The sequence below is a fragment of the Burkholderia sp. MSMB1835 genome, assembly GCF_001526365.1.
GTDB lineage: Bacteria > Pseudomonadota > Gammaproteobacteria > Burkholderiales > Burkholderiaceae > Burkholderia.
Genome location: NZ_LOYP01000050.1, coordinates 30,516 through 50,162 on the forward strand (window position 1 = coordinate 30,516; position 19,647 = coordinate 50,162).

The 19,647-nt window shown below is 66.7% G+C and carries 18 protein-coding genes; 16 read left to right on the forward strand and 2 right to left on the reverse strand.

What is annotated here, in order from left to right; translation table 11 throughout:
• Positions 1 to 36 precede the first annotated feature (36 nt).
• Together WS96_RS22915 and WS96_RS22920 are read left to right on the forward strand one after the other, a co-directional pair.
• Positions 37 to 423, forward strand: a complete 387-nt coding sequence (locus WS96_RS22915; protein WP_006497391.1) for a RidA family protein — start codon at positions 37 to 39, stop codon at positions 421 to 423.
• 170 nt (positions 424 to 593) lie between these two features.
• Positions 594 to 1,013, forward strand: coding sequence for a bleomycin resistance protein (locus WS96_RS22920; RefSeq protein WP_059835644.1), 420 nt, complete (start codon positions 594 to 596; stop codon positions 1,011 to 1,013).
• 51 nt (positions 1,014 to 1,064) lie between these two features.
• Here the strand turns inward: WS96_RS22920 and queF are convergent, their stop codons facing one another.
• The gene (gene queF, locus WS96_RS22925) at positions 1,065 to 1,889 is read right to left on the reverse strand and encodes an NADPH-dependent 7-cyano-7-deazaguanine reductase QueF (RefSeq protein WP_034208370.1); all 825 of its coding nucleotides are present in this window, start codon (positions 1,887 to 1,889) and stop codon (positions 1,065 to 1,067) included.
• Positions 1,890 to 1,901: 12 nt separating this feature from the next.
• On the reverse strand, positions 1,902 to 3,425 hold the full coding sequence (ilvA, locus tag WS96_RS22930; RefSeq protein WP_059835646.1) for a threonine ammonia-lyase, biosynthetic: 1,524 nt from the start codon (positions 3,423 to 3,425) through the stop codon (positions 1,902 to 1,904).
• 601 nt (positions 3,426 to 4,026) lie between these two features.
• Between ilvA and WS96_RS22935 the strand changes: the two genes are divergently transcribed.
• From WS96_RS22935 to WS96_RS23000, 14 genes are all read left to right on the forward strand, one after another.
• The gene (locus WS96_RS22935) at positions 4,027 to 8,052 is read left to right on the forward strand and encodes a DUF3683 domain-containing protein (RefSeq protein WP_059835647.1); all 4,026 of its coding nucleotides are present in this window, start codon (positions 4,027 to 4,029) and stop codon (positions 8,050 to 8,052) included.
• An 85-nt stretch (positions 8,053 to 8,137) separates the two neighbouring features.
• Complete coding sequence (locus WS96_RS22940) at positions 8,138 to 8,581, forward strand: HIT family protein (protein ID WP_034208761.1); 444 nt, start codon at positions 8,138 to 8,140, stop codon at positions 8,579 to 8,581.
• Positions 8,578 to 8,991: a gamma-butyrobetaine hydroxylase-like domain-containing protein gene (locus tag WS96_RS22945; RefSeq protein WP_059835649.1), complete on the forward strand. Its 414-nt coding sequence runs from the start codon at positions 8,578 to 8,580 to the stop codon at positions 8,989 to 8,991. Before WS96_RS22940 ends, WS96_RS22945 begins: the two co-directional genes overlap by 4 nt.
• Positions 8,992 to 9,043: 52 nt before the next feature.
• Positions 9,044 to 9,775, forward strand: a complete 732-nt coding sequence (ubiE, locus tag WS96_RS22950; protein WP_011546189.1) for a bifunctional demethylmenaquinone methyltransferase/2-methoxy-6-polyprenyl-1,4-benzoquinol methylase UbiE — start codon at positions 9,044 to 9,046, stop codon at positions 9,773 to 9,775.
• Between the two features lie 41 nt (positions 9,776 to 9,816).
• Complete coding sequence (locus WS96_RS22955) at positions 9,817 to 10,848, forward strand: Tim44 domain-containing protein (RefSeq protein WP_059835651.1); 1,032 nt, start codon at positions 9,817 to 9,819, stop codon at positions 10,846 to 10,848.
• Positions 10,849 to 11,011: 163 nt separating this feature from the next.
• A complete protein-coding gene (locus tag WS96_RS22960; protein WP_059780510.1) occupies positions 11,012 to 11,638 on the forward strand; it encodes a ubiquinone biosynthesis accessory factor UbiJ in 627 nt (208 codons plus the stop codon).
• 12 nt (positions 11,639 to 11,650) lie between these two features.
• Positions 11,651 to 13,228 carry a ubiquinone biosynthesis regulatory protein kinase UbiB gene (gene ubiB / locus WS96_RS22965; RefSeq protein WP_034208364.1) on the forward strand — a complete coding sequence of 526 codons (1,578 nt, stop codon included), beginning with the start codon at positions 11,651 to 11,653 and terminating at the stop codon, positions 13,226 to 13,228.
• A gap of 17 nt (positions 13,229 to 13,245) precedes the next feature.
• On the forward strand, positions 13,246 to 13,872 hold the full coding sequence (locus tag WS96_RS22970; protein WP_059835653.1) for an SAM-dependent methyltransferase: 627 nt from the start codon (positions 13,246 to 13,248) through the stop codon (positions 13,870 to 13,872).
• Positions 13,873 to 13,967: 95 nt separating this feature from the next.
• Positions 13,968 to 14,321, forward strand: a complete 354-nt coding sequence (locus tag WS96_RS22975; RefSeq protein ID WP_059780512.1) for an FmdB family zinc ribbon protein — start codon at positions 13,968 to 13,970, stop codon at positions 14,319 to 14,321.
• A gap of 61 nt (positions 14,322 to 14,382) precedes the next feature.
• Positions 14,383 to 15,033: a DUF502 domain-containing protein gene (locus WS96_RS22980; RefSeq protein WP_012329208.1), complete on the forward strand. Its 651-nt coding sequence runs from the start codon at positions 14,383 to 14,385 to the stop codon at positions 15,031 to 15,033.
• Between the two features lie 67 nt (positions 15,034 to 15,100).
• Entirely contained in the window at positions 15,101 to 16,903 is a 1,803-nt protein-coding gene (gene aspS, locus WS96_RS22985) for an aspartate--tRNA ligase (protein ID WP_006485737.1), read from the forward strand.
• 157 nt (positions 16,904 to 17,060) lie between these two features.
• Positions 17,061 to 17,555 carry a dihydroneopterin triphosphate diphosphatase gene (nudB, locus tag WS96_RS22990; RefSeq protein WP_059835779.1) on the forward strand — a complete coding sequence of 165 codons (495 nt, stop codon included), beginning with the start codon at positions 17,061 to 17,063 and terminating at the stop codon, positions 17,553 to 17,555.
• The gene (gene clsB / locus WS96_RS22995) at positions 17,552 to 18,826 is read left to right on the forward strand and encodes a cardiolipin synthase ClsB (protein WP_034208360.1); all 1,275 of its coding nucleotides are present in this window, start codon (positions 17,552 to 17,554) and stop codon (positions 18,824 to 18,826) included. Before nudB ends, clsB begins: the two co-directional genes overlap by 4 nt.
• A 199-nt stretch (positions 18,827 to 19,025) precedes the next feature.
• On the forward strand, positions 19,026 to 19,625 hold the full coding sequence (locus WS96_RS23000; protein ID WP_006485742.1) for a TetR/AcrR family transcriptional regulator: 600 nt from the start codon (positions 19,026 to 19,028) through the stop codon (positions 19,623 to 19,625).
• The last annotated feature ends 22 nt before the right edge of the window (positions 19,626 to 19,647 follow it).

Here is a 19,647-nt window from a genome sequence, read left to right on the forward strand (position 1 = left end):
AGCGCCAACTCGGGTCGACACACGAGGAGTGAAACGATGAAGCGATATGGCGTAGGCGAAGCGAAGGGGACCGGCGGCCAGGTGATGCCGTTCGCGCGGGCGGTCGAGGCGGACGGCTGGCTGTACGTGTCGGGCCAGACGCCGATGGTGAACGGCGAGGTCGTCGAAGGCGGAATCGTCACGCAGTCGAAGCAGGCTATCGAGAACGTGATCGCGATCCTGAAGGAAGCCGGCTACGGCCTCGAGCACGTCGTGCGCTGCGGCGTGTGGCTCGACGACGCGCGCGATTTCGCGTCGTTCAACAAGGTGTTCATCTCGTATTTCGGCGAGAACCCGCCGGCACGCGCGTGCGTGCAGTCGAGCATGGTCATCGACTGCAAGGTCGAGGTCGATTGCATCGCTTACAAGGCGCCGGCGAAATAATCCCGCCGCGGCGAATCGATACGCAACGGGCTCGGTGCGAGTGGCATCGAGCCCGTTTCGTCATTTCCGGGCGCGGTCCGACGGACTCCGGGCCGTCGCGCGGCTGCAACCGTTGCAACGCATGCAGCTCGTTCGCGTAACGTGCGGCATGGACGACCGAAAGGACAGGTATGGAATGGGCTGCGCTGGTGCCGGAGCTGATTTGCTCGGACCTTGCCGCAAGCGTGCGCTTCTACCGTGACGTGCTGGGGTTCGGGATCCGCTTCGAGCGTCCGGAAGATGGATTCGCGTACCTCGAGCTCGGCGGGGCTCAGCTGATGCTCGAGCAGCAGCGCCCGGAAAGCTGGCTGACAGGCCCGATGGAGCCGCCGTTCGGGCGAGGGATCAACCTGCAGATCGAGGTCGATTCGATCGGCCCGATCCATGACCGGATCGTCGCCGCGGGCGTGGCGCTGTTCGTCGAACCGCGAACATCCTGGTATCGGCAGGACGACATCGAGCACGGCCAGATCGAGATGCTGGTGCAAGACCCCGACGGCTACCTGCTGCGCTTGGTGGAAATCCTCCCGGAGCGCCCGGCGCAACGATGAACCCGGGCCGTCCGCCGCCCGGAAGGGGCGGGCGAACGATCCCGGCGGGCTTCACTGCCGCGCGGTCCGCGCGTTATCCGGCATCGGCTGGTTGTAATTGGTGCGGAACGGATTGATGTCGAGCCCGCCGCGGCGCGTATAGCGCGCATACACCGCGAGCTTCACCGGTTTGCACGCATGCAGGATGTCGAGGAAGATCCGCTCGACGCATTGCTCGTGAAAGCCCGTGTGATTGCGGAACGAGATGATGTAGCGCAGCAGCCCCGCGTGGTCGATCTGCGGCCCGACGTAGTGGATCTGCACGCTGCCCCAGTCGGGCTGGCCCGTGACCGGGCAGTTCGAGCGCAGCAGGTCGGACACGAGCGTCTCCTCGACCGGCGCTTCGTCCTCGGCGGCCGACAGCAGCGACGGGTCCGGCTCGTACACGTCGGCGTCGAGATCGAGCCGGTCGAGCGACAGCCCGTCGAGCTCGTCCATTTCCAGCTTGCGGAAATCGTGCGCCGACACCAGTTGCACCGAGACGCTCGCGCCGCACGCGGCCGACACGTCGCGCTTCAGCACGTCGCGCACCGCGTCGACCGAGTCGAACTTCGACTGCGCGAACGAACCGAGATACAGCTTGAACGACTTCGATTCGACGATGTTCGGCGATTCGGCCGGCACGTAGAACGTCGCGATCGCGACCTGCGGCTTGCCGCGCGCGTTGAGCCACGACAGTTCGTACGCGTTCCAGATGTCGGTGCCGAAGAACGGCAGCGCCGACGTGATGCCGAGCTGCTCGCGCGCGCCGGCGCGCGGGATCGGGAACAGCAGCGACGCGTCGTACTGCGTCGCGTAGACGGTGGCCTTGCCGAGCGGGGAATGTTCGGGATTCATCGTGTGACGCCTTTACGACAGGAAGAGGCGGTACGCCGGGTTGGCGCTCTCTTCGACATACGGATAGCCGAGCGCCGCGAGGAAGCGTTCGAACTCGGCGCGATCGGCCTGCGGCACCTGCAGCCCGACGAGAATCGAGCTGTAGTCCGCGCCCTGGTTGCGGTAGTGGAACAGGCTGATGTTCCAGTCCGGCGCCATCGACGACAGGAACTTCATCAGCGCGCCCGGCCGTTCCGGGAATTCGAAGCGGAACAGGCGCTCGTCGAGCGCGAGCGGCGAGCGGCCGCCGACCATGTAGCGGATGTGTTCCTTCGACAGCTCGTCGTGCGTCAGGTCGACGCTCTTGAAGCCGTGCGCTTCGAAGTTCGCGGCGATCTCCGCCGATTCGTCGCGACGGCGGATCTGCACGCCGACGAAGATGTGCGCGGATTGCGCATCGGCGATCCGGTAGTTGAACTCGGTGACGTTGCGATCGCCGACCAGCGAGCAGAAGCGCTTGAAGCTGCCGCGTTCCTCGGGGATCGTGACCGCGAACACGGCTTCGCGTGCCTCGCCCACCTCCGCGCGCTCGGCGACGAAGCGCATCCGGTCGAAGTTCATGTTCGCGCCGGACGTGACCGCGACGAGCGTCCGGTTCTCGATGCCTTCGCGTTCCGCGTACAGCTTCGCGCCCGCGACCGCGAGCGCGCCGGACGGCTCGAGCACGCTGCGCGTGTCCTGGAACACGTCCTTGATCGCCGCGCACAGCGCGTCGGTGTTGACCGTCACGACGCCGTCGAGGAGCTCGCGGCACAGCCGGAAGGTTTCCTCGCCGACGAGCTTCACCGCGGTGCCGTCCGCGAACAGGCCCACTTCGCTCAGCTCGATGCGCTCGCCCGCGTCGATCGACTGCGCCATCGCGCACGAATCCTCGGCCTGCACGCCGATCACCTTGATCTCCGGGCGCACCGCCTTCACGTACGCGGCGACGCCGGAGGCGAGCCCGCCGCCGCCGATCGGCACGAAGATCGCGTGGATCGGGCCCTGGTGCTGGCGCAGGATCTCCATCGCGATCGTGCCCTGGCCGGCGATCACGTACGGATCGTCGAACGGGTGGACGAACGTGAGGTCGCGCTCCTGCTGGACCTTGACCGCGTGCGCGTACGCATCGCTGTACGATTCGCCCGCCTGGATCACCTCGACGCTCGGCCCGCCGTGCGCGCGCACCGCGTCGACCTTCACCTGCGGCGTCGTGACGGGCACGACGATCACGGCCTTGACGCCCATCCGCGCCGCCGAGAACGCGACGCCCTGCGCGTGGTTGCCGGCCGACGCGGTAATCACGCCGCGCGCGAGCGCGTCCGCCGGAATGTGCGCCATCTTGTTGTACGCGCCGCGCAGCTTGAACGAGAACACCGGCTGGTTGTCCTCGCGCTTCAGGTAAACGGCGTTGCGCAGCCGGGCCGACAGGTTGTGGGCCGGTTCGAGTTCCGTCTCGATCGCGACGTCGTAGACGCGCGCGGTGAGGATTTTCTTCAGGTAATCGTGGGATGCCATGGGCGCTCGCGTGCAGTGCGGATGCAGACGGTAAAGGGTCAATGATAGCGCCAAGGGTCCGCCCGCACGCAAGCGGCATGCCGGGCGGGCGATTGCGGGCGACCGTGCGCGCGTGCCGGCAGGGGGCGCGTGCCGGCAGGGGGCGCGTCGCCGGGCGCGATTTTTTTATCGGTTTAACCGCATGGTTACCGACCGGACGGACGGCGAATGGTCGCACGAAACCGCGCCGAGCCCCGCCCGGCGCGGCGCGCGGCGATAGCCCCACGACCTGTCCGGCGTGTCACGGGCGGCCCGATCATGGGTTAGAATTCCGTTTTGAATCAAGGATTCGGAAGATGCAGAGGCACCCTCGGATCGCACCGTTGAAGCCGACGCCGCGCGCAGCCAGCCCCGCGGCCGAACGGCATGCGCGCCGCGCGCGATCGTGCTGATGGTTCCGAGTGCCGCCAGGCCCTGTCGCCGGCCAGGAGGGGCGAGTCGCCCGCTCCGGCCCCATGAAGGACAGCCGCGCGCCTGGTAACAGAACAGATTTCCCCAAGATTGCGCCCACGCGCTTGCCGACGCCCGTGCACGGGGTATCGGCCCTCCGAGTCGTCCGAACATGAACGCACCACAAGTTTTCGATCCGCATGGCGCGGCCGCCGCCGTCGCCGCCGACCCCGCGCCCCGCTTGCGCGAGATTCCCTACAACTACACGTCGTTCTCCGATCGCGAGATCGTGATCCGCCTGCTCGGCGAGGAGGCGTGGTCGGTGCTCGACGAGCTGCGCGCCGAGCGCCGCACGGGCCGCTCGGCACGGATGCTGTATGAAGTGCTCGGCGACATCTGGGTCGTGCGTCGCAACCCGTACCTGCAGGACGACCTGCTCGACAACCCGAAGCGCCGCGCGCTGCTGATCGAGGCGCTGAACCACCGCCTGACCGAGATCGGCAAGCGCCGCAGCGCGGATCTCACCGAGCACCGCGACGACGCCGGCCGCGAGCGCGCATCGCGCGTCGAGATGCTGGAGACGGCCGCGCAGCGCGCGGTCGACGAGTTCGCGGACGAATTCGACAAGATGGCCGAGCTGCGCCGCCGCGCGACCAAGGCGCTCGGCCGCTGCACGCAGAAGGACAACATCCGCTTCGACGGGCTGTCGCGCGTGTCGCACGTGACCGACGCGACCGACTGGCGTGTCGAATACCCGTTCGTCGTGCTGACCCCCGATACCGAAGCCGAGATCGCCGCGCTGATCAAGGCGTGCTTCGAGCTCGGCCTGACCGTGATCCCGCGCGGCGGCGGCACCGGCTACACGGGCGGCGCGGTGCCGCTCACGCCGTTCTCGGCGGTGATCAACACCGAAAAGCTCGAACAGCTCGGCGCGGTCGAGCTGACCGAACTGCCGGGCGTCGCGCACAAGGTGCCGACGATCTTCTCCGGCGCGGGCGTCGTCACGCGTCGCGTGACCGAGGCGGCGGAGGCGGCCGGCTACGTGTTCGCGGTCGATCCGACCTCGCTCGACGCATCGTGCATCGGCGGCAACGTCGCGATGAACGCGGGCGGCAAGAAGGCCGTGTTGTGGGGCACCGCGCTCGACAACCTGGCGTGGTGGCGAATGGTCGACCCGGACGGCAACTGGCTCGAAGTCACGCGCCACGAGCACAACCAGGGCAAGATCCACGACATCGCGGTCGCTCGCTTCGAGCTGAAGTGGTTCGACGGCGCGTATGCGCCGGGCGAGAAGCTGCTCAAGACCGAGATGCTCGAGATCGAAGGCCGGCGCTTTCGCAAGGAAGGGCTCGGCAAGGACGTGACCGACAAGTTCCTCGCCGGCCTGCCGGGCGTGCAGAAGGAAGGCTGCGACGGGCTCATCACGTCCGCGCGCTGGGTGCTGCACAAGATGCCCGCGCACACGCGCACCGTCTGCCTCGAATTCTTCGGCCAGGCGCGCGAGGCGATCCCGAGCATCGTCGAGATCAAGGACTACCTGTTCGAGACGTCGAAGCAGGGCGGCGCGATCCTCGCGGGCCTCGAGCACCTCGACGAGCGCTACCTGCGCGCGGTCGGCTATGCGACCAAGAGCAAGCGCAATGCCTTCCCGAAGATGGTGCTGATCGGCGACATCGTCGGCGACGATGCCGATGCGGTCGCACAGGCGACGTCCGAAGTGATCCGGATGGCGAACGGCAAGAGCGGCGAAGGCTTCGTCGCGGTCAGCGCGGAGGCGCGCAAGCGCTTCTGGCTCGATCGCAGCCGCACGGCCGCGATCGCGAAGCATACGAACGCGTTCAAGATCAACGAGGACGTCGTCATCCCGCTGAACCGGATGGGTGAGTACACCGACGGCATCGAGCGGATCAACATCGAGCTGTCGCTGAAGAACAAGCTGCAGCTCGTCGACGCGCTCGAGGCGTTCTTCCGCGGCGGCAACCTGCCGCTCGGCAAGACCGACGACGCGAACGAGATCCCGAGCGCGGAGCTGCTGGAAGACCGCGTGCAGCAGGCGCTCGAGCTGCTCAAGCGCGTGCGCGCGCGCTGGGAGTTCGTGCGCGACCGGCTCGACCAGCCGCTGCGCGAGGCGCAGCACTACCTGGTGCAGCTCGGCTACGAGGCGCTCGCCGAGAAATTCGCGGATCGCGCGGACGAACAGCCCGGCGCGACCGTGTTCCACGTCACGCAGGACCGCACGGTCCGCATCTCGTGGAAGCAGGAGATCCGCGCGGAACTGCGCGCGATCTTCAACGGCGGCGCTTTCAAGCCGATCCTCGACGAAGCGCAGGCGATCCACAAGCGCGTGCTGCGCGGGCGCGTGTTCGTCGCGCTGCACATGCACGCGGGCGACGGCAACGTCCACACGAACATCCCGGTCAACTCCGACAACTACGAGATGCTGCAGGACGCGCATGCGGCCGTCGCACGCATCATGACGCTCGCGCGCTCGCTCGACGGCGTGATTTCCGGCGAACACGGGATCGGCATCACGAAGCTCGAGTTCCTGACCGACGACGAGATCGCCGAATTCCGCGCGTACAAGCAGCGCGTCGACCCGAACGGCCGCTTCAACAAGGGCAAGCTGCTCGACGGCGCCGATTTGCGCAACGCGTACACGCCCAGCTTCGGGCTGATGGGCTACGAGTCGCTGATCATGCAGCAGTCCGACATCGGCGCGATCGCCGATTCGGTGAAGGACTGCCTGCGCTGCGGCAAGTGCAAGCCGGTGTGCGCGACCCACGTGCCGCGCGCGAACCTGCTGTACAGCCCGCGCAACAAGATCCTCGCGACGTCGCTGCTGGTCGAGGCGTTCCTGTACGAGGAACAGACGCGCCGCGGCGTGTCGATCAAGCACTGGGACGAGTTCAACGACGTGGCCGACCACTGCACGGTGTGCCACAAGTGCGCGACGCCGTGCCCGGTGAAGATCGACTTCGGCGACGTGACGATGAACATGCGCAACCTGTTGCGCAAGATGGGCAAGAAGAAGTTCAACGCCGGCAACGCGGCGGGCATGTTCTTCCTGAACGCGACCAATCCGCAGACGATCAACCTCGCGCGCGGCGTGATGATGGGCGTCGGCTACAAGGTGCAGCGCTTCGCGAACGACATGCTGAAGAAGGTCGTGACGAAGCAGACGCAGCACCCGCCGGCGACCACCGGCAAGCCGCCCGCGGTCGAGCAGGTGATCCACTTCGTGAACAAGAAGATGCCGGGCAACCTGCCGAAGAAGACGGCGCGCGCGCTGCTGGACATCGAGGACAACAAGATCGTGCCGATCATCCGCAACCCGAAGTCGACGACCGTCGATTCGGAAGCGGTGTTCTACTTCCCCGGCTGCGGCTCGGAGCGGCTGTTCTCGCAGGTGGGGCTGGCGACGCAGGCGATGCTGTGGGAAGCGGGCGTGCAGACCGTGCTGCCGCCGGGCTACCTGTGCTGCGGCTACCCGCAGCGCGGCTCGGGCCAGTACGACAAGGCCGAGAAGATCGTCACGGACAACCGCGTGCTGTTCCACCGGGTCGCGAACACGCTGAACTACCTGGACATCAAGACGGTGGTCGTGTCGTGCGGCACGTGCTACGACCAGCTTGCCGGGTATGAGTTCGACAAGATCTTCCCGGGCTGCCGGATCATCGACATCCACGAGTTCCTGCTGGAGAAGGGGATGAAGCTCGACGGGGTGACGGGCACGCGCTACATGTATCACGACCCGTGCCACACGCCGATCAAGACGATGGATCCGGTGAAGCTCGTCAACGAGCTGATGGGCTCGGAGAAGGACGGCTACAAGATCGAGAAGAACGACCGTTGCTGCGGCGAATCGGGCACGCTCGCGGTCACGCGGCCGGACGTGTCCACGCAGGTTCGCTTCCGCAAGGAAGAAGAGATCCGCAAGGGCGCCGCGAAGCTGCGCGCGATCCCGGTGGTGGCCGGCGACGCGCCGGCGCCGGCGGCCGCGGGCGCGAACGGGCCGGACGTGAAGATCCTGACGAGCTGCCCGTCGTGCCTGCAGGGCCTGTCGCGCTACAACGAGGACGCGAACCTCGAAGCCGACTACATCGTGGTCGAAATCGCGCGCCAGGTGCTCGGCGAGAACTGGATGGCCGATTATGTCGCACGGGCGAACCATGGCGGGATCGAGCGCGTGCTGGTCTAATGCGGGCATGACGACCGCCCGACCGGGCCGGAAATGAGCGGGCGCCGGCGCGGCCATGCCGGCGCCGGTCCACATGGGAGCGACGATGGAATGCGTGTTTTGCCGTGAAGACGGCGGCGAGGTGCTCTGGCAGGACGAGGCGCTGCGCGTCGTGCTCGCGACGGGCGAGCACGACTACCCGGGTTTCTGCCGGGTGATCTGGGGCGCGCACGTGGCCGAGTTCTCCGATCTCGGCGAGCCCGAGCGGGCACACCTGATGCGCGTGGTCTACGCGGTCGAGCGGGCCGTGCGCCGCGTGATGCAGCCGAACAAGGTGAATCTCGCGAGCCTCGGCAACATGGTGCCGCACGTGCACTGGCACGTGATTCCGCGCTTTTCCAACGATGCCCATTTCCCGCAGCCCGTGTGGGCGCCGCGCCAGCGCAGCGTGTCCGAGGCGCTGCTGCGCTCGCGCGCGGCGCAGGCCTCGCTGCTGCACAATGCGGTGCGCGAGGAAATTCAACGCATGACCGATTCGAGGCAGCCATGAGCGGTTTGACTTCCACGACGCCGATTCCGTCCGGCGTCGTCGTGCACGCGGTATCGCGCGTGCTCGAATTGCAGTACCCGAACGGCGAGAGCTTCCGGATTCCGTTCGAGCTGATGCGCGTGTATTCGCCGTCGGCCGAGGTGCGTGGCCACGGGCCGGGCCAGGAGACGTTGCAGACCGGCAAGCGCGAGGTGACGATCACCGCGCTCGAGGGCGTGGGCAACTACGCGCTGCAGCCGACGTTCTCCGACGGCCATTCGACCGGCATCTACTCGTGGGACCTGCTGTACGAACTGGCGACGCGGCAGGACGCGCTGTGGCGCGACTATTTCGACAAACTGAAGGCGGCGGGCGTCGAGCGCGACGCGCCGATGCAGGCGGCCGGCGCGCCGCACGGCCACTGCCACTGAAATCGACGGCGCCCGCTCGGCGCCGTCTTGCCATTTACTGAGGATCAACGCGATGAGCAAAACCCACTTCGGCTTCGAAAGCGTCGAGGAAAACGAAAAAGCGAAGAAAGTGGCGGGCGTGTTTCATTCGGTCGCGAGCAACTACGATCTGATGAACGACCTGATGTCGGCGGGCATGCACCGCGCGTGGAAGGCGTTCACGATCGCGCAGGCGAACGTGCGCCCCGGCTTCAAGGTGCTCGACATCGCGGCCGGCACCGGCGACCTGACCAAGTCGTTCGCGAAGGCGGCCGGGCCGACGGGCGAGGTCTGGCATACCGACATCAACGAATCGATGCTGCGCGTCGGCCGCGACCGGCTGCTCGACAAGGGTATCGTGACGCCGTCGCTGCTGTGCGACGCCGAGAAAATTCCCTTTCCGGACAACTACTTCGACGTGGTCACCGTCGCGTTCGGGCTGCGCAACATGACGCACAAGGATGCCGCGCTGGCCGAGATGCGCCGCGTGACGAAGCCCGGCGGCCGCGTGATGGTGCTGGAATTCTCGAAAGTCTGGGATCCGCTGAAAAAAGCGTACGATCTGTATTCTTTCAAAGTATTACCGTGGCTTGGCGACAAGTTCGCGAAAGATGCTGAAAGTTATCGGTATCTTGCTGAATCTATCCGGATGCACCCCGATCAGGACACGCTGAAGACGATGATGGAACAAGCGGGCCTCGACGCCGTCAAATATTACAATTTGTCAGGTGGCGTGGTAGCTTTACACCTTGGAACCAAGTACTAAGGGGTTCTTTCCATACATTCGCCTTACATCTGGAGAAGCTGATGTCCGAATCGCGTTCGCTGTTCAACCGTAGCAAGCCGTCGAAGCCGTGGGCTCGACGGGTCGGCACGCTGCTGATGGTCGGCCTGCTCACGGCCGGCACGTTCGCATCGCTCGACGCCGAAGCCCGGCGCATGGGCGGCGGGCGCAGCATCGGCCGCCAGAATTCCACCGTCACGCAGCGCCAGGCCACGCCGCCCGCGCAGCAGCCGATGCAGCAGGCCGCGCCGTCGCAGGCGCAGCGTGCGAACCCGGCTGCGCCCGCGCCGGCCGCGCAGCCCAACCGCTCGCGCTGGCTCGGGCCGATCGCCGGTCTCGCAGCCGGCCTCGGCATCGCGGCGCTGCTGTCGCACTTCGGCCTCGGCGGCGCATTCGCGAGCATGATGGCGAACGTCATCGTGATCGTGTTGCTCGCGATGGTCGGCATCTGGCTGATCCGCAAGTTCATGAACCGCCGTCGCCCGCAGGAGCCGGCGTATTCGGTCGGCGGTGCCGCGTCGTCGTCCGGCGGCTACTCGCAAAGCCCGTCGTTCCAGCAGGGCAACACCGGCAGCAACTACGCGGGTAGCGGCAGCAGCTACGCGAACGAAGCGCAGGGCGTGTTCGGCGGCGGTGCGGCCGCCGCAGGCGCGGCCGCGGCGGCAGCGGCGCCGCTGCAGGTGCCGGCCGGCTTCGACACCGAAGCGTTCCTGCGCAGCGCGAAAGTCTATTTCGTGCGCCTGCAGGCGGCATGGGACCAGGGCAACCTGGCCGACATCCGTGAGTTCACGACGCCCGAAATGTTCGCCGAGATCAAGATCGACCTCGATTCGCGCGGCAACGACGCGAACCAGACCGATGTCGTGCAGCTCGACGCGGAATTGGTCGCGATCGAGGATCGCGGCATCGAGCAGTCGGCGAGCGTGCGCTTCCACGGCCTGATCCGCGAATCGGCGAATACGTCGGCCGCGCCGTTCGACGAGGTGTGGAACCTGTCGAAGTCGGGCGGTCAGGGCTGGCTGCTCGCGGGTATCCAGCAGATCAACACGCACTGAGCGTGGCCGGCGGCCCGCGCCGCCGGTACCCGGGCGACGGCCGCCGCACTGCGACCGCTTGCCGCCCGGGTGTACGGTCAGGCACGGTCTGCCGCCGATCCGACGTTACAATAGAAACCCGCGTGGGCGCCCGGCCTGCGCGGGTTTTTTCTTTCCCAGCCCGATGACCTTTGCCGCCAAGCCTTTTGCTGCTGCCGTCAATCACCTGCTCGCGCGCGAATCATGGGCGCGCGATCGCCTGATTCCCTATGCGGGCAAGACTGCCCGGATCGACGTGTCTCCCGTCACGCTCACGCTGCTGGTGCAGCCCGACGGCTATCTGTCGGCCGTCGACGCGCACGATGCGCAACGGGTTGACGTGTCGATCGCGCTTGCCGGCGACACGGTCGCCGCGTTCCTGCAGGGCGGCCAGGCGGCCGTGATGAAGCACGTGAAGATCGAAGGCGACGCGGAATTCGCGACGCAGATCGCGAAGCTGGCCGAGCACCTGCGCTGGGAACCGGAAGAAGATCTCGCGAAGCTGGTCGGCGACGCGGCGGCGCACCGGATCGCGACGGTCGTGCGCGACGCCGGCGCGCGCGCACGCCGCACCGGCCGCAACGTGCTCGATTCCGTCGCCGAATACTGGCTCGACGAGAACCCGCAAGTCGTCCGGCGCACGTCGCTCGGCGGTTTCGACGCCGAACTGGCGCGCGCACGCGACGCGCTCGCGCGGGTCGAAAAGCGGGTCGAGCGACTCGAACAAAAAATCGGCGCGCGCACGGGTTCCGGCCCGCGCGGCGCGCACTGAGGGCCGCAGGGCATGCGCATTTTCCGTTTCATCAAGATCGTCTACACCGTCATCCGCTTTGGTCTCGACGAAGTGATGCTGTCCCGGATCGACGACCGGCGCGTGAAGCTGCTGTTGCGGATCACGACGATCGGCCGCCGCTACTCCGATCCGCCCGCCGTGCGGCTGCGCCACGCGCTCGAAAGCCTCGGCCCGATCTTCGTGAAGTTCGGCCAGGTGCTGTCCACGCGCCGCGACCTGCTGTCGGTCGATTTCGCGAACGAGCTCGCGAAGCTGCAGGACCAGGTGCCGCCGTTCGATTCGGCGGTCGCGATCGCGATCATCGAGAAGTCGCTCGGTGCGCCGGTCGACGAGCTGTTCGACGAATTCGAGCGCGAGCCGATCGCGAGCGCATCGATCGCGCAGGTGCATTTCGCGAAGCTGAAGCAGGGCGCGCATGCGGGCAAGGCCGTCGCCGTCAAGGTGCTGCGCCCGAACATGCTGCCGGTGATCGATTCCGACCTCGCGCTGATGCGCGACATCGCGACGTGGACCGAGCGCATGTGGGCCGACGGCCGGCGCCTGAAGCCGCGCGAGGTCGTCGCCGAATTCGACAAGTACCTGCACGACGAACTCGACCTGATGCGCGAGGCCGCCAACGGCAGCCAACTGCGCCGCAACTTCGCGGGCCTCGACCTGCTGCTCGTGCCCGAGATGTTCTGGGATTTCTCGACGTCGCAGGTGCTCGTGATGGAGCGCATGACGGGCGTGCCGATCAGCCAGGTCGAGACGCTGCGCTCGGCCGGCGTCGACATCAAGAAGCTCGCGCGCGAAGGCGTCGAGATCTTCTTCACGCAGGTGTTCCGCGACGGCTTTTTCCACGCGGACATGCACCCCGGCAACATTCAGGTGAGCCTCGATCCGAACACGTTCGGCCGCTATATCGCGCTCGATTTCGGGATCGTCGGCGCGCTGTCCGATTTCGACAAGAATTACCTCGCGCAGAACTTTCTCGCGTTCTTCAAGCGCGACTACCATCGCGTCGCGACGCTCCACCTCGAATCGGGCTGGGTGCCGCCCGAGACGCGCGTCGAGGAGCTCGAAAGCGCGATCCGCGCGGTGTGCGAGCCGTATTTCGACCGCGCGCTGAAGGACATCTCGCTCGGCCAGGTGCTGATGCGGCTGTTCTCGACGTCGCGCCGCTTCAACGTCGAGATTCAGCCGCAGCTCGTCCTGCTGCAGAAGACGATGCTGAACGTCGAAGGGCTCGGCCGCTCGCTCGACCCCGAGCTCGACCTGTGGAAGACCGCGAAGCCGTATCTCGAGCGCTGGATGACCGAGCAGATCGGCCTGCGCGGCTGGTACGAGCGGTTCAAGGTCGAGGCGCCGCAGTGGAGCAAGACGCTGCCGCAACTGCCGCGTCTGATCCACCATGCGATGGCCGCCCGCCACGACGCGCCGCGCGCCGCGAGCGAGGAGTTGATGCGTCAGATTCTCGTCGAGCAGAAGCGGACGAACCGGCTGCTGCAGGCGTTGCTGGTCTTCGGCCTGGCCGTCGGCGTCGGCGCGCTCGTCGCGCGCGTGCTGCTCGCGCTCGCGTACGGCGCTTGATCGAAAGGAGCACGGCGATGTCCGATCCGAAGCAACCGGCCGCACCGTCGGCCGCCGATTTCGCGACGCGCGACCCGGGCAGCGCGTCGTTCTGGAACGAGCGCTTCGAACGCGGCGTGACGCCGTGGGAATTCGGCGGCGTGCCGGACGGGTTTCGCGTGTTCGCGCATCGGCTCGAGCCGTGCGCGGTGCTGATTCCCGGCTGCGGCAGCGCGCAGGAGGCCGGATGGCTCGCGCAGGCCGGCTGGCCGGTGCGTGCGATCGATTTCGCCGCGCAGGCGGTCGCTGCTGCGAAGGCGCAGCTCGGCGCGCATGCGGGCGTCGTCGAGCAGGCCGATTTCTTTCAGTACCGTCCGCCGTTCGACGTGCAGTGGGTGTACGAGCGTGCGTTCCTGTGCGCGTTGCCGCCGAGCCTGCGCGCCGGCTATGCGGCGCGGATGGCCGAGCTGCTGCCCGCGGACGGATTGTTGGCCGGCTATTTCTTCCTGGTGGCGAAACCGAAGGGGCCGCCATTCGGGATCGAGCGGGCGGAGCTCGACGCGTTGCTCGCGCCGCACTTCGAGCTGGTCGAGGATTTGCCGGTGACCGATTCGCTGGCCGTGTTCGACGGGCACGAGCGCTGGCTCACGTGGCGTCGCCGCTGATGCGCGGGCGCCGCGACCGTTGCCGGAGCGCGCCGGGGTTTCGGCTATAATTCAAGGTTTTGCAAGCCGTTTCCAGTTTCTGCGGGAAAAATATCATGCCGATCTACGCCTATCGATGCGAAGCGTGCGGTTTCGCGAAGGACGTGCTCCAGAAGATGAGCGACGCGCCGCTGTCGCAATGCCCTGAATGCGGGAAGGATGCTTTTCGCAAACAGGTGACCGCCGCCGGTTTCCAGTTGAAGGGCTCGGGGTGGTATGTCACCGATTTCCGCGGCGGCTCGGGCGGCGCCAGCGCACCGGCGACGGCGTCGGGCGACGCGGCGCCGGCAGCACCCGCGGCGCAAGCCGCACCCGCCGCGGCTGCGCCGGCTGCGGCGAGCGGCTCGGGCAGCACCACGACGACGAGCGCCGCGCCGGCTCCGGCCGCGACGCCCGCCGCCGGCAGTTGACCGTCGCGGCCCGGCCGGGTCGCGACCAACCCGCGCTTCCGGCGCGGTTCATTGACGGCAGATGATGAAAAAGACGACCCTGAAAACGGTGTTCCTGACCGGCCTGCTGGTTCTCGTCCCGCTCGCGATCACGCTGTGGGTGCTCGGCCTCATCATCGGCACGATGGACCAGACGCTGCTCCTGTTGCCCGAATCCTGGCAGCCCGAGCGGATGCTCGGCTTCCATCTGCCGGGGATCGGCGCGGTGCTGACGCTCGCGTTCATCTTCGTGGTCGGGCTGGCCACGCAGAACTTCATCGGCCAGAAGCTCGTCACGTGGTGGAACGCGGTCGTGCGTCACATCCCGGTCGTCGGGCCGATCTACACGAGCGTCAAGCAGGTATCGGACACGCTGCTGTCGAGCAGCGGCAATGCGTTCCGCAAGGCGCTGCTGATCGAATACCCGCGTCGCGGCTCGTATACGATCGCGTTTCTGACCGGCACGCCCGGCGGCGACGTGGTCAACCATCTGACGGAAGAGTACGTGAGCGTGTACGTGCCCACGACGCCGAACCCGACGTCGGGCTTCTTCCTGATGCTGCCGAAGAGCGAAGTCATCGAACTCGACATGTCGGTCGATGCCGCGCTCAAGTACATCGTCTCGATGGGCGTCGTGGCGCCTTCGGCGCCGGTTCCGGCGCCCGCCCGCCGTCCCGTCGAGCCGCCGCTGTAAGTAAAGAATCATCGCCCGGGCCGCGCGTTGCGGCGCCCGTTGATCAAACCGAACGAAAGCAAACATCATGTCGATGCGTACTGAATACTGCGGTCTCGTGACCGAACACCTGCTGGGCCAAACCGTGTCGCTGTGCGGCTGGGTGCAGCGCCGCCGCGATCACGGCGGTGTGATCTTCATCGACCTGCGCGATCGTGAAGGCCTCGTGCAGGTGGTGTGCGATCCGGATCGCGCCGAGATGTTCGCGACCGCCGAAGGCGTGCGCAACGAGTTCTGCGTGCAGATCAAGGGTCTCGTGCGCAATCGTCCGGAGGGCACGGTCAACGCCGGCCTGAAGAGCGGGAAGATCGAAGTGCTGTGCCACGAACTGAACGTGCTGAACGCGTCGGTCACGCCGCCGTTCCAGCTCGACGACGACAACCTGTCGGAAACGACGCGCCTCACGCACCGCGTGCTCGACCTGCGCCGCCCGCAGATGCAGCACAACCTGCGTCTGCGCTACCGCGTCGCGATCGAGGCGCGCAAGTACCTCGACGAGCAGGGCTTCATCGACATCGAAACGCCGATGCTGACGAAGAGCACGCCGGAAGGCGCGCGCGACTATCTCGTGCCGTCGCGCGTGAACGCGGGCCAGTTCTTCGCGCTGCCGCAGTCGCCGCAGCTGTTCAAGCAATTGCTGATGGTCGCGAACTTCGACCGTTACTACCAGATCACCAAGTGCTTCCGCGACGAGGACCTCCGCGCCGACCGTCAGCCGGAATTCACGCAGATCGACTGCGAGACGTCGTTCCTCGGCGAGCAGGAAATCCGCGATCTGTTCGAAGACATGATCCGTCACATCTTCAAGACGACGATCGACGTCGAACTCGACGCGAAATTCCCGGTGATGCCGTACTCGGAAGCGATGGCGCGTTTCGGTTCGGACAAGCCGGACCTGCGCGTGCAGCTCGAATTCACCGAGCTGACCGACGCGATGAAGGACGTCGACTTCAAGGTGTTCAGCACGCCGGCCAACGCGAAGGACGGCCGGGTCGCGGCGCTGCGCGTGCCGAAGGGCGGCGAGCTGTCGCGCGGCGACATCGACGGCTACACGGAATTCGTGCGCATCTACGGCGCGAAGGGCCTCGCATGGATCAAGGTCAACGAGAAGGCGAAGGGCCGCGACGGCCTGCAGAGCCCGATCGTCAAGAACCTGCACGACGCATCGATCGCGGCGATCCTCGAGCGCACCGGCGCCGAAGACGGCGACATCATCTTCTTCGCGGCCGACCGCGCGAAGGTCGTCAACGACAGCCTCGGCGCACTGCGCCTGAAGATCGGCCATTCGGAATTCGGCAAGGCGAACGGTCTCGTCCAGGCCGGCTGGAAGCCGCTGTGGGTCGTGGACTTCCCGATGTTCGAGTACGACGACGAAGACGCGCGCTACGTCGCCGCGCACCATCCGTTCACGAGCCCGAAGGACGAGCACCTCGAGTACCTCGAGACCGACCCGGGCCGCTGCCTCGCGAAGGCGTACGACATGGTGCTGAACGGCTGGGAAATCGGCGGCGGCTCGGTGCGTATCCATCGCGAGGAAGTGCAGAGCAAGGTGTTCCGCGCGCTGAAGATCGGCGCCGAGGAAGCGCAGGCGAAGTTCGGCTTCCTGCTGGACGCGCTGCAGTACGGCGCGCCGCCGCACGGCGGTATCGCATTCGGTCTCGACCGCATCGTCACGATGATGGCCGGCGCCGATTCGATCCGCGACGTGATCGCGTTCCCGAAGACGCAGCGTGCGCAGGATCTGCTCACGCAGGCGCCGAGCCCGGTCGACGAGCGTCAACTGCGCGAGCTGCACATCCGTCTGCGTCAACCGGAGCAGCCGAAGGCGTAACGCGCTCCTCGCAGGTCGTGTGTGCGGTGACGCCCACACGACACCCATGAAAAAGGCGCAGCGATGCGCCTTTTTCATTTTTTGCGGTACAGTCGCAGCACTTGCCGCACGTTCGGAGCACGGGCCCATGCACGGCCCCGTGCCGCATGAAACAAAGATGACGAAGCCGCCGAAAATCCCCGAATCCGTTCTCGTCGTGATCTACACGCCCGACCTCGATGTGCTCGTGATCAAGCGTGCCGACCAGCCCGATTTCTGGCAATCGGTCACCGGCTCGAAGGACGCGCTCGATGAGCCGCTCGCGCTCACCGCCGCGCGCGAAGTGGCGGAGGAGACCGGCATCGCGATCGGCACGCCGGACGTGCCGGCCACTGCGCTCGTCGACTGGCATCACCGGATCGAATACACGATCTATCCGCAATACCTGCACCGCTATGCGCCGGGCGTCACGCGCAACGTCGAGCACTGGTTCGGCCTGTGCGTGCCGCATCGCGTCGACGTGACGCTGTCGCCGCGCGAGCATGTCGACTATGCGTGGCTGCCGTACCGCGAGGCGGCCGCGCGCTGCTTCTCGCCGTCGAACGCCGAAGCGATCCTGCAATTGCCCGCGCGCGTGGCGCTCGCGAGTGCGCCGCACGGCTCGTCCGCATGAATGCGGAGACCCGCAAGCGCTTCGCGCAATTGCGGCAGATGTTTCTGCAGGAGCGCGGCTCCGCGTCGCGGCTCGCGTTTACGGCCGGCAATACGGTGCGGCTGTGCGAAACCGGCGGCGCATTCTTCCGGGCGCTCATCGAACGGATCGACGCCGCCCGCGAGCAGGTGATGCTCGAAACCTACATCTTCTGCGACGACGAGGCCGGTCGCCCGGTGTCGGACGCGCTGATCCGCGCGGCGCAGCGCGGCGTGCGCGTGCGCGTGATCACCGACGGCATCGGCACCGCGCGCCTGCCGCTGTTCGACACGTGGGCCGAGTCCGGCGTCGAGCACTGCATCTACAACCGCTACCTGTTCGGCCGCTTCGGCTTCTCGCGCACGCACCGCAAGCTCGCGGTGATCGATCATGCGGTCGCGTTCTGCGGCGGCATCAACATCGTCGACGACTACACGCAGGGCAGCGCGACGCTGCCGTTCCCGCGCTGGGATTTCGCGGTCGAGATGGCCGGGCCCGCGGTGTCCGACGTGCGCGCCGCATTCGAGCTGCAGTGGCACCGGATCCAGTTCGGCCACAAGCCGTATGCGCAGTACGCGGCCGGGCTGCACGGCGGCGAAGCGTTCCCGGACATGTTCCGGCGCTGGATGCGCAGCCACCGGTGGATCAAGGCCGGCGCGCTGCGGGTCGTGACCGAGCCGAGCGTCGCGTTCGTCGCGCGCGACAACGTCGTGAATCGCCGCGCGATCGAGAAGGCCTATCTCGCGGCGATCGGCCAGGCCCGCCAGCGGATCCTGCTCGCGAATCCGTATTTCATGCCGGGCCGCAAGCTGCGCCGCGCGCTGACGGGCGCGGCGCGACGCGGCGTCGACGTGCAGGTGCTGATCGGCCGCAAGGAGTTCGCGGCGCTCGATACGGCCGTGCCGTTCCTCTATCACACGCTGCTGCGCGCGGGCGTGCGCGTCGCCGAATACGACAAGACGATCCTGCACGGCAAGGTCGCCGTGATCGACGACAACTGGGCGACGGTCGGCTCGTCGAATCTGGACGCGCTGAGCCTGATGCTGAACAATGAAGCGAATGTCGTGCTGGTGCGCTACGATGCAGTGACGAACCAGTTGCGCGACGCGATCGCCGCTGCATTCGCCGAAGGCCGCGAGATCGACGCCGCGCGCTACGCCGCGCGCCCGCGCGTCGAGCGGCTGCTGAACTGGCTCGCGTACACCGCGTATCGTGTCGTGATGAAGGCGCTGACGGTCGGCGGTTACGACTGACGCAGACTAAGCATTCGCTTCAAAAATCTGTCCGCACGTTCGTGCGGAAAAGCCGCTCCGGTCCCGCCGGAATCGCGCAAAATAGCGGCTCGGTTAGACACCGGTTTCTAATAATTTCCTTGTTTCGCGAGCGGCCGCACTCAATAATAGTACGGCCGTTCGATTTTATTCGAACCCCCGAACGGTTACAGAAAAAGCTATGCGAAAAGGCGAACAGACGCGTGCCGCGATACTCGAAGCTGCTTTGGATCTCGCCAGCCGTGACGGGCTGGAGGGGCTGACGATCGGCCTGCTGGCCGAGCGCATGCAGATGAGCAAGAGCGGCGTGTTCGCGCACTTCGGTTCGCGCGAAGACCTGCAGGTCGAGGTCGTCCGCGAGTATCACCATCGTTTCGAAAACGAGGTGTTCTTTCCGAGCCTGCGCGAGTCGCGCGGTCTGCCGCGTCTTCGGGCGATGCTGGCGCGCTGGATCGAGAAGCGCATCCAGGAGGTGACGACCGGGTGCATCTACATCAGCGGCGCAGTGGAGTACGACGACCGGCCGGACAGCCCCGTGCGCGAGCAGTTGATCGCGAGCGTGACCGCCTGGCGTGCCGCGTTGCTGCGCGCCATTTCGCAGGCGATGGAAGAAGGGCATCTGCGCACGGACACGGATCCGGAACTGATGCTCTTCGAGTTGTACAGCTTCACGCTCGGCCTGCATCACGACGCACGCTTCCTGCATTCGCCGGACGCGGTGCGCCTCACGTGGGCCGCGCTGGAAAAGACGATCGTTTCGTATCAGAGCGAGAGCCGTTAGCGGCGCGTGATCCGCCCGCCAG

What these genes read in the sequence shown, in the direction of transcription:
- WS96_RS22980 (WP_012329208.1), top strand. Translation starts at nt 14,383, where the DNA reads ATGATGAAAAAGACGACCCTGAAAACGGTGTTCCTGACCGGCCTGCTG.
- WS96_RS22975 (WP_059780512.1), top strand. Translation starts at nt 13,968, where the DNA reads ATGCCGATCTACGCCTATCGATGCGAAGCGTGCGGTTTCGCGAAGGAC.
- nudB (WP_059835779.1), top strand. Translation starts at nt 17,061, where the DNA reads ATGACGAAGCCGCCGAAAATCCCCGAATCCGTTCTCGTCGTGATCTAC.
- aspS (WP_006485737.1), top strand. Translation starts at nt 15,101, where the DNA reads ATGTCGATGCGTACTGAATACTGCGGTCTCGTGACCGAACACCTGCTG.
- ubiB (WP_034208364.1), top strand. Translation starts at nt 11,651, where the DNA reads ATGCGCATTTTCCGTTTCATCAAGATCGTCTACACCGTCATCCGCTTT.
- WS96_RS22955 (WP_059835651.1), top strand. Translation starts at nt 9,817, where the DNA reads ATGTCCGAATCGCGTTCGCTGTTCAACCGTAGCAAGCCGTCGAAGCCG.
- WS96_RS22935 (WP_059835647.1), top strand. Translation starts at nt 4,027, where the DNA reads ATGAACGCACCACAAGTTTTCGATCCGCATGGCGCGGCCGCCGCCGTC.
- queF (WP_034208370.1), bottom strand. Translation starts at nt 1,889, where the DNA reads ATGAATCCCGAACATTCCCCGCTCGGCAAGGCCACCGTCTACGCGACG.
- WS96_RS22940 (WP_034208761.1), top strand. Translation starts at nt 8,138, where the DNA reads ATGGAATGCGTGTTTTGCCGTGAAGACGGCGGCGAGGTGCTCTGGCAG.
- WS96_RS22960 (WP_059780510.1), top strand. Translation starts at nt 11,012, where the DNA reads ATGACCTTTGCCGCCAAGCCTTTTGCTGCTGCCGTCAATCACCTGCTC.
- ilvA (WP_059835646.1), bottom strand. Translation starts at nt 3,425, where the DNA reads ATGGCATCCCACGATTACCTGAAGAAAATCCTCACCGCGCGCGTCTAC.
- clsB (WP_034208360.1), top strand. Translation starts at nt 17,552, where the DNA reads ATGAATGCGGAGACCCGCAAGCGCTTCGCGCAATTGCGGCAGATGTTT.
- WS96_RS22920 (WP_059835644.1), top strand. Translation starts at nt 594, where the DNA reads ATGGAATGGGCTGCGCTGGTGCCGGAGCTGATTTGCTCGGACCTTGCC.
- WS96_RS22915 (WP_006497391.1), top strand. Translation starts at nt 37, where the DNA reads ATGAAGCGATATGGCGTAGGCGAAGCGAAGGGGACCGGCGGCCAGGTG.
- WS96_RS23000 (WP_006485742.1), top strand. Translation starts at nt 19,026, where the DNA reads ATGCGAAAAGGCGAACAGACGCGTGCCGCGATACTCGAAGCTGCTTTG.
- WS96_RS22945 (WP_059835649.1), top strand. Translation starts at nt 8,578, where the DNA reads ATGAGCGGTTTGACTTCCACGACGCCGATTCCGTCCGGCGTCGTCGTG.
- ubiE (WP_011546189.1), top strand. Translation starts at nt 9,044, where the DNA reads ATGAGCAAAACCCACTTCGGCTTCGAAAGCGTCGAGGAAAACGAAAAA.
- WS96_RS22970 (WP_059835653.1), top strand. Translation starts at nt 13,246, where the DNA reads ATGTCCGATCCGAAGCAACCGGCCGCACCGTCGGCCGCCGATTTCGCG.